We start from the raw sequence: 13906 nt of genomic DNA, 5'->3' as shown, positions 1-13906 counted from the left end.
CTTTTTTGTATGTGTTTTTCAAACCATTAATAGTTATTACATTCTTCATTCACGTCCCAAATATAAATTTGCGCTATTTATACTTGTTCATTTAGCGCTTATAAGCTCTGCACCTATGATTAACGTCAAGAACTAAAAACTCTAAAACACATACAGCAACACATGCTTTATCGCTATGAGTGTTAGCTGGCACCTTGGTGCTTCAACTTTTACTCATATCACTCTTGCTAGTTATAAAATAGCGCATTTGGTTATTTGGCGGCGCAGTTAAGGGCTTGCATACTCATGCTTTAGCACTCGGAGCAAGCCCTATGAATTATCTCATTATTACTGTGACCTTACTTAGCATTGCGGGCACTATGCTCACTAGTGGCTTAATCAGTGCTTTAATCGCTTTGGTTGGTTTTATGAGTCTATTGATAATTTTTATGTGGCCAAATTCAACGGCATCATAATCAGCACTATAGAGTCATTTTTTAGTTAAATCACTTAGCCAAATCATTCAACTAAATCACTCAGCTAAAATCACCCACAAAGAACCACAAGCAATAAAGACCCATAGGATACAGGCAAGTAACATAGGTTTAGCACCTGCCTGCTTTATTTTGGCAACCGTAATGCCAGCACCAATCAGAAATAAACATAAAATGAGGGTGCGCTTTGCAGCCTCAAAAATAAACTCATATACAGGCGCGCCTTGAGGTATGAAGTAACACCATACAATGGCTGCGAGATACCATAAAATAAAATAGGGAATAGAAAAGCTGCGATTACTACCTTTAAAAATCATTGAACTCACTAAGGCTAAAGGGATTATCCATAATGCCCGCGCTAATTTCACTGTGGTTGCAGTAACCAAGGCTTCCTCGCCATAGGCAGAGGCAGCGCCCACAACGGATGACGTATCATGAATGGCAATAGCAGCCCATAAACCAAAATCTTGCTGGCTTAATGCTAAGGCGTGACCAATCACAGGGAATATAAATAAGGCTAATGCATTAAGAATAAATACGCAGGCAAGGGCGATGGCTATTTGCTCGCTTTTGGCATTAATGGCTGGAGCGACGGCAGCGATGGCTGAACCACCACAAATAGCAGTACCAGAGCCAATTAAATAGCCAGTTTTTTTATCAAGGCCAAGCCAGCGGGTAAATACTAAGGTTAATATCAAGGTCGCAACAATCGAGCCTAAGATCAAAGGCAATCCTTGCTGACTAATTTGAATGGCTTGCTCTAAGTGAATGCCAAACCCCAAACCAATAATAGATAATGACAATAATTTTTTAGTAATAGCAGCAATATCAAGCTCTCGTGGCAGCCAACCTAAATTAGCGACAACGAATCCAAGCATTAGTGCCATGGGAGAATTAATCCAAGGGAGCAAGCACAGTCCGCACAAGCTTATAAACAGCCAAAATTGCCAAGTAGGGCGCATCAAAAACCTATTATCAGTTACATCACAAATGCGCCATTATACCTATAGAGAATAGCCTGTCACTTTAGGGTTAATTTAGCACTTAGTTTCGCTGGCAATAGCTGCGTTTGCACTTTCATATTGGCATCAAGAAAAGTCAAATGTTCAGCATTAATCGCCTTTTCACAGAAATTATTATCACTAATCTCCTTGGCGCTAATATCTGCCCAGCGCGTGAAAATACATTCAAAATGAAATAGCGGCACGGCTTGCGCCGAATTTAAGTGATTAGTGATACTAGGCGTGGTGAACATAGGCACCCGTAAGGAGTCGATATCAGGAGGCGTTCTCACATCGTGCTTTAGTGCAATAGGACCGTTAGGCTCACCTAGACCATGATCGGCAAAATATAAATACTGCCCCTTGTGCTTGGTCACTAAATTAATAATCTGCTGTTGTATATAGTCGGTATAAAGCACTGAGTTATCGTATTGGTCGAGCTCTGAGTTAGCTGAATTGAAATGCGCAAATTTTGCTGGATAACGGTCACTAAAAGTCATATGCGAGCCATAAAAATGTAAAACAATCAGTTTGGGTTTGTCACTACTTGCGATTGCAGACGCCAGCTCTGGAATTAGCACCTCATCATATTGACTGCCGCCAGCATCGGTTGACACAAAGAATTGATGGTCGGCTTGATTGGCTAAACTCGTAATAGAGAAATCCCATTGACCTAAGGCCGCTTGGTTAGATAACCAGAAAGTTTCATACCCGGCATCTTTAGCTAAGTGAATAATAGATTTAGACATATCTGGCAAGTCTTGGCTATGAGTCATAATCGCAGGCACTGAGTTCCATGTATTGGTTCCGGCGGCATACACTTGATTAAATACCTGTAAATTTTGACTGCGTTGTAACGACGCTAATTGCGGCGTGGTATTTCGCTCATAACCATAAAGACTTAAATTGGCGGCTCGTAGTGATTCACCAATACCTAATACCAATAAATGCGGGGCATTATCACCACGGCTAACTTGTTGCCATGAAGAATGGCTATCGATTTGCATGCCAAGAAATGTGGCACTGTCTAAGAGAGCAATAACACTGGTAAACATAGGAAAGCGCGGCGACAACTTATGTAAACTATATTCGATTTGACTAAACGTGGTTGAATGACCGCGAGAGGTACCTTTATTCAGGTAATCGACATAAAACTCATCACGGTAAATACCAGGAAGCTGCAATAACAGGGGTATCAACAAATACCCTAAACCAAGGGCTGAACTCGTGACGGTAAGAAGCGGGCTTGGGCGTATCGGCAGAGTAATCAATAAGCCCATAGAAATAAGCGCAAGCAGCAACGCCCATCCATATTGGTTAATGAAACTTACAGCCTCACTCATAGGGGCATTCAATAAGCTCATCACTATACTGACAGACATGGATGTCTGGTACGTCAGTTGTAAAAAGAATTCTAATCCTATTAATAGCGCTAATAATATCCGCACTAACAATACACGAGCCGCAATCCTTAATAACCCAAAACACAGTATCGCTAACCCGAGTGAATGAATAATGCCTTTCACTTCTGAAAGCGCAAGTTTGTCATGATTAATCACTAAGCTCATACCAACACAAACGCTAAAAAGCAGCAATGGCGAAGTGAAATTTGTGAGTGGCATTAGCTTCAACGGCCTGAGTTTCATTTGGCTATCGCTCCTTGACAAAGATCAAAGGTCGCAGGCGCGCCGTGATCAGTTAAAATCACACGCACCCGCGCCTCAGTAAATAATGCATTGATTAATGATGGCTCGTTCACAGTAAATAATAAGGTTGGGATCTGCGGAAAATGGATGCCAAAATTATCGGTATAATTATTAATATCCGTTGAAATAACGCGAAACTGCCCGAGCAGATATTTGGCTTTTATCCTAAAAGCATAATTCCCATAACTGAGCGGTGACAGCTCATCATTGAGAGTTAGCCAATAGCTGGTAATAAAATCGGCCTGAGTAAAGATAACTAAACCATCGATAGCAATGGACTCAACAATGAGGTGCGATTTGGGCACATCAAACGCTTTGATAAGCTGTTCAAGCTCGGCCAAGGCTTGCAGCCTTTGTATCTGTGATAAATCCACCAGATTCTTGAAATCAAGCCAGTAGTAACCAGCGCCGCCTAGCTTGGCAAATACAGCTTCCAAGGTTAATGCATTAGCTAGTGCTTGCTGGGCTATTGCATCGTGACTCACCACAAACTGATTAGATTGACTATCAAAATGCACATCAAGTTCAACCCCTCGAGTGCCTTGCTCAAAAGCAGCAGTAAAGGCCGCTAAACTGTTTTCAGGGTGTTCTGTGTGAGCGCCGCGATGTGCCCACACTTGCTGGCAGCTGATGATTTCAGTTGATTGCGAGGCTTTAACCATAAAAGCGAGATGTAGGATAAGTAGCCCTAATGGCAGCACTAGGATAGCCAGAACTAACAAGTGTGCTAAACGCTTAGCTGATATGTGCAATTGACATCCTTATCCGTAAAAGTCAGTCTCTTGGTTTAGTAACAACTTGGCGTTAATGCTTGTTATTGCACCTAAATACACTAAGCCTAACACCCACTTATGACTATAGAGCACCTAGGCTGACTGCACTGTATTATTTAACTTTATTCGATGGTAAGTGGCTGACAGTTAGTAATAATTACAGCTAACTAAGCACTCATTGCACTAGTACATAAAGCGACTCAAGATTAGGCAATTGCTCAAACCAAGAAGCCCCTAAGCCATATACATCAGGCATCAAGTATCAAGCTTTAGGCAAGCCGTTTAGCGAGCTGATGTCATCGCTTAGCCTCGCTGTTAACGACTAGTTTGCATCCATGTGAGATCCAAGGTTATGGCCGGTGAATCAGGTTAACATTCGCATGAAAAATACTCCGCCCATGAAGAATAATCAGACTTGTATTAATTTAGAGAGGCTTTTAGATTGACAACAAACACAAGGGTTGAATTTTGTTAAACACAACAATTTTCATCACATTCTACTTGATTTATATTGCCTATAAAAATAGGCAGAATAATTTAATGGTCTACAAGCGGCAGCAACAAAGAGCTATATATCGCCACACTAACACTGCCAGCCAAATCAACACAACTTACCAAAACACACCGAGCCCATCACAAAAGCCAGACAAACAATGACCAAACAGTAGACTCCGTCACAAATAATGTAACCATAAATCAATATCAAACTTATCAATATTGTACAGGTATTTAATTAGGTGTAACCTAATGTAACATATGGTTTGTGGCGCAGTTAGCCAACATCGGCATTGCTAATTAAGTGGTGGTGATTGTATGTTGATTTGTACAATGGACGTTGGGGGCGCTTTCATATTTGATAGCTAAGCCTAGTGCAGCATTATCAGAATGTATCATTTTTGAAATTACTTATGCGATTGCCTCTCACGTCAACTCTAAATTAAACATCTATTAACACAATACAAAAGTCACTTATGTCACATTGGTTTTTACTCTATTTATAGGCATTAATTATCACAGCCTAAGATGCAACGTTAGAACAACTAGCTTTCATGTTAACTAAACATTTAACTGCATTTACCTTGCAACACCAACATATTCACAAAGCTTAAGTGCAAAAAACAGCCAACAAAACGACAGGAAGATATCGTCTTATTAGCCATTTTAGCCTGTGAATTTTGATTTAAACAATCGTGCTTAGTAAGCATTCATGGTTACAAATATAGCGTGAAAGCAGCGATGCCCGTGTTCGCAGCAATATTAAGGAAGATACCCGTGCGCAGTAAATTTTTTTGTGGCATTGCTGCAGTCTTTACAATGAGTTTTTCTTCATCAGTAATTGCATTTGACGTAGTCAATGAAAGTGAGCTTTTCCCCAAAGTAGCGCAAGGTCACCATGGCAATAATGATGATTCATGTCATGGCGTATCATCCGAACAATTAAAAATAAATGATCAAGCGACCATTTATGGCACTGGTGGCGCTGCATTGAACTACTGTTCTAGTAACCATGACAATGGGCTTTTAATCACAAGTTGTGATGATAATAAGGGCGGGCTTAGGCAATGCACCATTACAGGTAAGGATATTCGGGGATTAAAATTATTTGGCAATAACGATTTCTTACCCAGCAATGGCTCGGGTGGTAGTTATAGTCAAGAACATTGTCGTAACCAGCAATTAACTATTGGTGGTAGCTGGAAAAATCAGTTTCAAACTGTTTCTATTTATTCCACTTGCACTGTAACGTTATCGGCAAATTACAATCAGTATAGATTTAAGAAACTCGAGTTAGGTAAGGGAGCAACTCTTATTTTACCTCAAGGCGACTATTGGGTAGAGAGTTTCATCTTGAACCAAGGTGCCAAGGTAATATTACAAGGTAATGTTCGTATTTTTATTGAGCAAAAATTTGAATTAACTGGCGCTAAATTCAATGAAAACAATACTGCTTCCGCTCTCATTATCGGTTATAGCGATATTGAACTACATCCTGACTCTGTATTAAATGGATTGGTATACAGTGATAAAAAATTAACACTAAATAAAAATGCAATTATCAATGGCAGGGTAACTAGTAATTCTCTTGAAATGAACGATATTAGTCGCATTAATGATAAAACCCCTGGTCTACAAGTGCATCACTTTGAGTTTGATTACTCAGCATCACCATTGACTTGTAAAGCTGAAACCATGGCGGTTCGAGCCTGCGCTAATGCTGACTGCAGCCAACTGTTTACTGCCCCCGTTACCGCGCAACTCTCTATGAACCCCAATAAAAATGGCGCTTGGTTTGTCAATGGCGTTAACTCCAACCTGTTAACGTTTAATAACGGCATCGCTACGGCTGCGTTACGGTATAATGTGGTTACGCCAACTGTCACTATTGGGGTGAGTAGTTCTAATCCATTATTTGGAGGAAATACTCTTTGTCGTAAAGGCTCTGGAAGTTTAAATTCCGCATCTTGTACCTTAGCATTTGCCGAAAGTGGTTTTATTTTTGATGTCCCTGATAAGCTGGCTAATAAGCCGACCACTATTACTATTTCTGCCGTCAGAAAATCCAATTCAAGCCTAGAATGTGTGCCTGCATTTAGTGATGCGACTAAAAATGTCGGTTTTTGGAGTAGTTATATTACTCCATCATCTATCCCAGCTGATTGGCAACAAGCCATCACAATCAAAGGCACTGCGAGCACATCCGCGCCAATATTTATCGCTAAAAATGAATCCAGCCGTACTGCTATACCGCTTAAGTTTACTAAAGGGGTTGCATCGGTTGAGGTTAATTATCCTGATGCAGGAAAGTTAGCGCTCAATGCTAGGCTCGATGGCATCGGCGATAACGAGGGGCTAGTGATGGTGGGTAGCGATCAGTTTGTCAGTGTCCCAGCGGGATTGTGTGTTAAACCTGTTGAAACTCATGCCAATTGCTCAAGTGCTGATAAAACCTGTAATGCCTATCGAAAAGCTGGGCAAACCTTTGGTATGACAGTGCAAGCCATGGCTTGGCAAACAGATAATGATAGCGATTTTTGTGTTGGCAATTTGAGCACCCCCAACTACAGCGACTCACAGATGACACTGGCGAGTAAAGTCATTGCTCCCACACTCGCAAGTGGCGCAGACAATGGCAAGTTAGGCGTAACATCTTACGACCATAGTGCACAAAGGAATAATCTCAATACCATCAATAATCAATCGATTAGCGAGGTTGGCGTCTTCCAAATTGCAGCAACGGCCAAAAAAAATTACCTTGGTTCGGCCACTCATTTAAATATTCCTACAGCACATTCTTCCAATCTTGGCCGTTTTGTCCCAGATCATTTTCGAGTGAGTGACACCTCTGTCACTCCCGCCTGTGGCAATTTTAGCTATATGGATCAGCCATTTCCTATGGCAATGAAAATTAGTGCGCAAAATGTTGCTGGAGAGGTGACGAAAAACTATTTCCCACCATTTTCGTTTGCGACGGCAACACTGGTGGCAGAGAACAATAACAACGGTATCGACCTTCTATCACGTTTAAGTGCTTTACCTGTTAATTCATCAAGTTGGGCTCAAGGAGAGGCAGTGGTGGGGGTAAGTCACCAAGCCAATGTTAGTCGTATGCCACCTAATGTCTCAGCGAATGTGTATCAAGATGGTCCCTTCGAGTTTTTGGATATAGGTGTACAAGTGCAAGATAACGATCCATATCCCAATAAAATCTATTCCTATGTAGCGGATGCAGACATGGACGCCGCGTCAGTAGGCATTTGCACTAACTGCAATGCAAAGAAAATTAGCAATCAGACACTTAGGCATGGGCGCGTGGTTATGGATAACACCTATGGGCCAGAGAATGTCATTCTGGCGATGCCAGTTCGCGCCGAATATTGGAATGGGAACGATTGGGCCATAAATACTGCTGATAACTGCACAACCGCTGTATATGATTTAGCTTCACAGCTTGATGCTCCTAACCTTGGTTACAAATTTTCCCCAGCCTTAGTCACAGGGCAAAGTGTTAGACGCAGCGGCGTCGACAAATTTCAAGCTGGCCAATTGCAATTACTCTGGCAAACATTTGCAGCCAGTGGAACGCCATACCGCGGCCAAGTTACTGCCCCCTTGGATGTTCCAACATGGCTAGAATGGTACTGGAATTGGGATGGCACAATGGCAACTCAGCTATCTGAACCACGGGCGAGTGCGTATTTTGGCAGTTATCGTGGCAGTGACAAAATAATATACTGGCGCGAAGTCAATTAGTGTTTAAATCAAATCAATGTTGACTTAAAAAATCAGCAATATAAAAGATGACAGCGTGGGATGACCATGGATAGGGCAGTTAGCCTCTGGTGAATATGAGTATGAATGTTTCGAGCCAATGAAGCTGATTATGATCATTACGTGTGGAATATTGCTGCCCATTGTTTTCATTACTCCACTTCTGAGATTAACTGGCCAGTCACTGCCACGGCGACACATAGCGGGAACATACACATGCATGAGGCTGTATATCTTCACCATAAAACGTTGGCATCTTACGTTCATTGGTATTGGCCAAGTAATTCAGCATTGATAGGTGATTTGTTTTTAGGGAGGTTAACCTAGGCCAATATCCACTAACCAGTCATCCTATTGGCATCACTTGTGGCCGAATGTAAACGTGTTAAATCGCATTGATGCGGCAGCCACAGAGGTAATAAGCCTGTTGACGTTGACAGGCTAAACGGTCAAGGAGGAATAGACAGAATAACGTTGATCTGCTCTTAACCGCTTCAATCCTTCAATTAACAGCATATCTGTTGCTGCTTTTACAAATATGTATCCTCGCCATTGCTATACATAAACGGTTACCTAGTTAAAAAGTCTAAAAAAATACCTCTATCGCCAAATTCTCGTCAATACTTAAGCTACTCATACCAATAGGTAATCCCTATTGGATGTATCTACCCAGGGATTAAAATTAACCGTTGGCTAAAGAACGGCTGGTTTTGAATGATTAGAGGTTAAGGATGAATAATACCTTATTAAGTAACTTGACGTTTCGGACTAAAATATTAACCGGATACGGTTTGGTTCTTGCCTTGATGTGTCTTATCGTGCCAAAGCGCGAGTGCAGCGGTACAGTTGTCTCAACAGGCTGAGCAGTTAAAGCAAATGTTGGCACGTTTTAAGCTGAAGAAAGCTTAACTATGTCACCCCAAATGCTAATGACTGCCAAAGCAACAATATTCGAAAACCTAAAATACTTGAATAAGGACGAAATAAACGACTTGTAATGCCATCGCCATTGATTAAAGACCCGTAATAATCAATGGCCGATAGCCTTTTGGTGAGAGGTGGCTGCGTTATTTGGTCAATAGGCTATGGGTGCCATTTTAACCATAGTTAAGCGTAAGACAGGTCTATTAATAGACAATAAGACTCATTAAATAACGATAACGGCGAATCAAACTTACATATCACATCGGCTTTAATGTTAGTGAGTGATGAATTAATCGAGTTTTCTCAGAAGAACATGAACTATTGAGCAGCCGAAAACGTGTTTGAAGTGTAAGTCGCTAAGGGGATTTCAGCCATTAGCGGCTTAACCGGCGAGGGCGCACTTCGAGGCTATATTTGGGAATAATCAATGCTTGATTTAAACATGGGTAGTACCGAGATCACTTCGGTTAATTCACAAGAAATTAGCTACTGGCTTGATTGGCAGTGCCGAATGATTTCTGACGTCAATCACGGCGGCCTTTTTTTAACCACAAAAACGACATCAGTTCTACCAAAGCGGCAGCACTTTGGCCGGACTCTTGCCAACCATCCTCAACATTACAATCCATTGCCATAAAAACCATCAAGGGCGGCGCGGGGATTGCGCAAAAAGAGGTCGGCAATAACGATGCCGTCTTCGATTATGTTGCCTACCCCAAAATTCAGATAATAACTGCGACACTCTAATTGAGGTGTAGAAGAAGCCAACTGCTGAAAGTGGTACGCTTTATCTCGCCAAAGTAAAAGAGTATCACTATGAATTATCAACAGTTGACTGTAGCAAGACGATACCAGATTTCCGTGCTTTTAGAACAGGGCTTTTCGATAGCACATATAGCTAAAATAATTCGCTGGTGGGCGTTATCACTTTATTCAGTGAAAAAACCAATCACTTCAATAGTAAGGTTATCTTTCAGCTAAACCTATTGGCGGAACATATCGCGCCTGTCATTCATCTTCGACAAATCAAATCTCAGCCAAGCTGGAAAACTGTATTACATAACACAGGCACTAAGGGGCAACCGTTGAGGGCTCAAGTCAGCAAGCCGTCGTGGCGCCGTTTAGCAGCTATATAGCGACAGTGAGCGCGAGAGCTGGCGACAGCGTAACTCAAGGGCAAATCCTTGCAACACTGGATAACCGCGATCTCTTGCTGCAGCAAGAAAAATGGCTAAGCGAGCGAGAGAAACACTCGAAAGAGTATCAAGAGGCTCTTGCCATAAGGGATAGATCGAAAGTCAGTGTGTTGATTGCCAGAATTGCACAAACTGATGCGCAGCTACATCAAATTGAAGAACAACTTCAACACACTCAGTTACGCGCACCTTTTAACAGCTTACTGATCAGTGGTGATTGGAGTCGAGCATTAGGCGCCCCCATAGAAAGGGGGCAATTACTTTTTGAGATTGTCCCCGCTGAAGGCTACCGCGTTGCATTACAAGTCAATGATCACGAGGTTTCTAACATAGCCTCTGGGCAAATAGCCAATTTACGACTGGCACGGTTGCCGGATGAATCAATTCAATTAGCGGTTTCACGTATTTTACCTCTGTCTATTGCCGCACAAGGCAGCAATCAATTTAGAGTAGAGACTGAAATAACTAACGAATTAGCAGGGTTACGCCCCGGCATGCAGGGCATTGCCAAAATTAATATAGGCCGCGCTAGTATATTAAAAGTGTGGACGGCTTCCTCTGTTAATCGCTTGCGCCTATGGGCGTGGTCGCTAGGTTGGTAATCTATGGCTGCTAAGACTGCGCTCACGTCTCAAACTTCACAACTCTGGCAACATATTGCAGAACTAAAACCATGTTTGCGCAAACACGTGCGTATTCTGGTTCAGGATTATCGCTCTGAGCGCTGGTATTTATTACATGATGAATCATCGGGTCGATTTAACCGTTTTAATGCCACGGCATTTGAGGTTATTGGTCGCCTCAATGGTGATTTTACGGTTCAGGAAATCATGCATCTGGCCAATGCGTCTCTTGATGCTACTCAAGCGCTAACCCCTGAAGATATCTTGCAAATTTTGGCGCAGCTGCACAGCGCTGAAGTACTTCGTGACGGACTGCCATACACAGCTGAAGATGTTTTCAAGCGTTATTCACAATCGCAGCGCCAGCGTCGGCGTACTCTTAGCAATCCGTTATCGCTGCGTATCCCCTTGTTTGATCCTAATCGGTTGCTTAACCGTTTAGCCCCCTTAGCTCGACTGTCTTTTTCACCCACAGGCTTGGCAATATGGTTTGGGATTATTTTGTTTGCTGTGCTGGTGGCATTAACCAACATCTCAGAAATCAGTGCGGCTATCAGTGCTAAAACGCTTAGTACTTCTGAAGTATTGTCATTTTGGCTGCTTTACCCAGTCGTTAAAATCTTCCATGAATTAGGCCATGGCATGGCTGTTAAAGCTTGGGGCGGGGAAGTTCACGAAACCGGCATAACGCTCTTAGTTTTTATGCCGGTTCCTTATGTTGATGCCTCTGCGTCTTGTGCGTTTCGTGATAAAAAAAGGCGGGCTATGGTTGCGGCGGCAGGTATAGCGGTTGAGATGCTGATGGCGGCTTTCGGACTCTTTATTTGGCTGTTGACTGAACCTGGAATTATCCATGAGACCGCCTTAAATCTGGCCATGATAGGCAGCATTTCCACCTTGCTGTTTAACGGCAATCCTTTACTGCGCTTAGATGGTTATTATGTGCTTGAAGATATGCTAGAAATTCCTAATCTTGCCTCCCGTTCAGGTTGTTTTTACCTTTACCTTATTCAAAAATACCTTCTCAAGTTAACTGACTCTCGCTCTCCAGTCACCGCCGATGGCGAACGAGGCTGGTTCATTTTTTATGGATTAGCGTCTCCGCTCTATCGACTCTTTGTCTTAGTCGGGATTGCCATATACCTGTCCAGTGAGTTTCTGATTATTGGCGTTATCTTGGCTTGCTGGGCCATTTTTATTCAGCTGATAAGACCCCTCATCCAAACGCTGACCTTTCTTGTCACCAGTCAACGACTGGAAGCCAAAAGGACGCGTGGTTTTGTGGTATTAGCAGTAGGTATCATGCTTGTTTGTGGCTTGCTGATGATCCCTGTTCCCTTAATAACCCAGGCGCAAGGCGTTGTCGCTGCCAGTGATAATAGCCGGGTGCTGAGTGTGGCCAACAGCTTTGTAAAACAAACCTTCGTTCATTCCGACAAGTATGTCACCCCCGGCGAGATACTGTTTGAGCTCGAAGATGAGACGCTAATCACTAGTCAAAAAACCCTGTTTGCTCGGTTAAATGAGCTCAAAACACAGCAAGCGTCAGAACGAAAGGAGAGCCGCGTTCGTGGAGATATGATAGCAACTGATATCGATGCGGTTAGCGCAGAACTAGCACAGATAAACTCTCGCATAAAAGGCTTATTGGTTCGCAGCCCTGCCGCAGGCCGCTTCGTTTTCAATGACCCTGATGAATTGCGCGGCCAATTTGTACATCAAGGTGATGTACTGGGATATATCATCCAAGATAAACAACCTATGGTGCGCGCTGTCATATCGCAGAAAAGCGTCGGGCTGTTACGCACCAAGCCGTTATCCATAGAAGTAATGCTGGCCGATAGACTAGGGGTAGCAATACCCGCAACCATAATCCGAGAGGTTCCAGCTGGCAGCACTAAACTTCCTCATGCAGCATTGGGAGTGCTAAGCGGCGGCGATATTACCATAGATACGCATGGAAGGACAATTACACCGAGCCGTTAAACGCGGAGAGTTATTTCTTGAATACCAACCTGTTATCGATATGAGTACCGGACGAATTTCCAGTTTTGAGGCCTTAATACGCTGGCGCCATCCTGAGCTTGGCCTAGTCACACCTGACAATTTTATTCCGATTGCCGAGAATACCGACTTGATTGAGGCTATCGGATGGTGGGTATTAGAAACCGCGTGTCGACAATTAAATGCATGGCAAGCCAGCGGGCATGAGCACCTGTCAATAGCAATCAACGTATCGGCTGTTCAACTCCGTAACGCCGAACTTGCGGATCACATTATCGGAATTGTTGAGCAAATCGGTATTCTCCCAGGATCACTAACCATAGAAATTACCGAGTCAGCGTTAATTCATCATATAGATACCGCAGTTTCAATTATCACTCGGCTAAGCTCGGCTGGCGTACGCATATCGCTAGATGATTTTGGTACCGGCTATTCATCGCTAAGCTACCTAAAACGCTTCTCTATTGATATCGTAAAAATTGACCGATCATTTCTACAAGATTTTCCTTTCCACGCCCACGATACCGCAATTATCAGCGCCATTATTGCCATGGCTCATAGCCTAGGATTACATGTAATCGCTGAAGGGGTAGAAACAGAAGAACAACTTAAGGTATTGCAAACTCTTAAGTGCGATGAGTGTCAGGGTTATTTATTCAGTAAGCCGATATCTCGTGAGCAAGCGACGCTGCTGCTGTCTAACCCAACAAATATACGCCGTAAGGTCTGGGCCGCAGGTTCCCATGAGAAACTCGTCAATAATTCAGCGCTCAGTGGTGTACTTAATAATATTGTGGTCGCCGCAGAGCAACATGTTGCAAGAGTCAATGCCCATCAGCCAGAGCAACTGCGGGCTGCTGGAGATAAAAACCAAGCTTTCCTAACCAAGTGATGTACCGCTCATACTGGACCAGCATTATGTTTCATCAAGATAAAC

The 13906-nt window shown here is 42.9% G+C and carries 6 protein-coding genes and 2 pseudogenes; 5 read left to right on the top strand and 3 right to left on the bottom strand.

From position 1 onward, the window contains the following. Positions 1-511: 511 nt before the first annotated feature. The 3 genes from FJQ87_RS10415 to FJQ87_RS10405 all read right to left on the bottom strand — a co-directional run bounded on the left by FJQ87_RS10415 (position 512) and on the right by FJQ87_RS10405 (position 3932). Positions 512-1435, bottom strand: coding sequence for a putative sulfate exporter family transporter (locus tag FJQ87_RS10415; RefSeq protein WP_140934073.1), 924 nt, complete (start codon positions 1433-1435; stop codon positions 512-514). A 59-nt stretch (positions 1436-1494) separates the two neighbouring features. Next, complete coding sequence (locus FJQ87_RS10410) at positions 1495-3042, bottom strand: phosphoethanolamine transferase (protein WP_206194338.1); 1548 nt, start codon at positions 3040-3042, stop codon at positions 1495-1497. Positions 3043-3116: 74 nt separating this feature from the next. Next, positions 3117-3932 (bottom strand): glycerophosphodiester phosphodiesterase, encoded by an 816-nt coding sequence (locus FJQ87_RS10405; protein ID WP_140932577.1) that lies wholly within the window; start codon positions 3930-3932, stop codon positions 3117-3119. 1335 nt (positions 3933-5267) lie between these two features. Between FJQ87_RS10405 and FJQ87_RS10400 the strand changes: the two genes are divergently transcribed. The 5 genes and pseudogenes from FJQ87_RS10400 to FJQ87_RS10380 all read left to right on the top strand — a co-directional run bounded on the left by FJQ87_RS10400 (position 5268) and on the right by FJQ87_RS10380 (position 13861). Next, the gene (locus FJQ87_RS10400) at positions 5268-8204 is read left to right on the top strand and encodes a DUF6701 domain-containing protein (RefSeq protein WP_140934072.1); all 2937 of its coding nucleotides are present in this window, start codon (positions 5268-5270) and stop codon (positions 8202-8204) included. 1758 nt (positions 8205-9962) lie between these two features. Beyond that, positions 9963-10055 (top strand): annotated as a pseudogene (locus tag FJQ87_RS10395) (helix-turn-helix domain-containing protein); the annotation flags it as partial. A gap of 196 nt (positions 10056-10251) precedes the next feature. Beyond that, positions 10252-10944: pseudogene (locus FJQ87_RS10390) on the top strand (efflux RND transporter periplasmic adaptor subunit); the annotation flags it as partial. A 3-nt stretch (positions 10945-10947) separates the two neighbouring features. Next, entirely contained in the window at positions 10948-12951 is a 2004-nt protein-coding gene (locus tag FJQ87_RS10385) for a hypothetical protein (RefSeq protein WP_168195173.1), read from the top strand. After that, on the top strand, positions 12923-13861 hold the full coding sequence (locus FJQ87_RS10380) for an EAL domain-containing protein (protein ID WP_140932574.1): 939 nt from the start codon (positions 12923-12925) through the stop codon (positions 13859-13861). Before FJQ87_RS10385 ends, FJQ87_RS10380 begins: the two co-directional genes overlap by 29 nt. The last annotated feature ends 45 nt before the right edge of the window (positions 13862-13906 follow it).

The sequence above is a fragment of the Shewanella sp. SNU WT4 genome, assembly GCF_006494715.1.
Classification (GTDB): Bacteria; Pseudomonadota; Gammaproteobacteria; order Enterobacterales; family Shewanellaceae; genus Shewanella.
Note: the sequence above shows the minus strand (reverse complement) of the source record. Positions and strands in the feature narration are given on the sequence as shown.

Excerpts from the sequence above, each read along its gene's own strand:
- FJQ87_RS10415 (WP_140934073.1), bottom strand. The coding sequence starts at position 1,435 with ATGCGCCCTACTTGGCAATTTTGGCTGTTTATAAGCTTGTGCGGACTG.
- FJQ87_RS10410 (WP_206194338.1), bottom strand. The coding sequence starts at position 3,042 with ATGAGCTTAGTGATTAATCATGACAAACTTGCGCTTTCAGAAGTGAAA.
- FJQ87_RS10400 (WP_140934072.1), top strand. The coding sequence starts at position 5,268 with ATGAGTTTTTCTTCATCAGTAATTGCATTTGACGTAGTCAATGAAAGT.
- FJQ87_RS10385 (WP_168195173.1), top strand. The coding sequence starts at position 10,948 with ATGGCTGCTAAGACTGCGCTCACGTCTCAAACTTCACAACTCTGGCAA.
- FJQ87_RS10380 (WP_140932574.1), top strand. The coding sequence starts at position 12,923 with ATGGAAGGACAATTACACCGAGCCGTTAAACGCGGAGAGTTATTTCTT.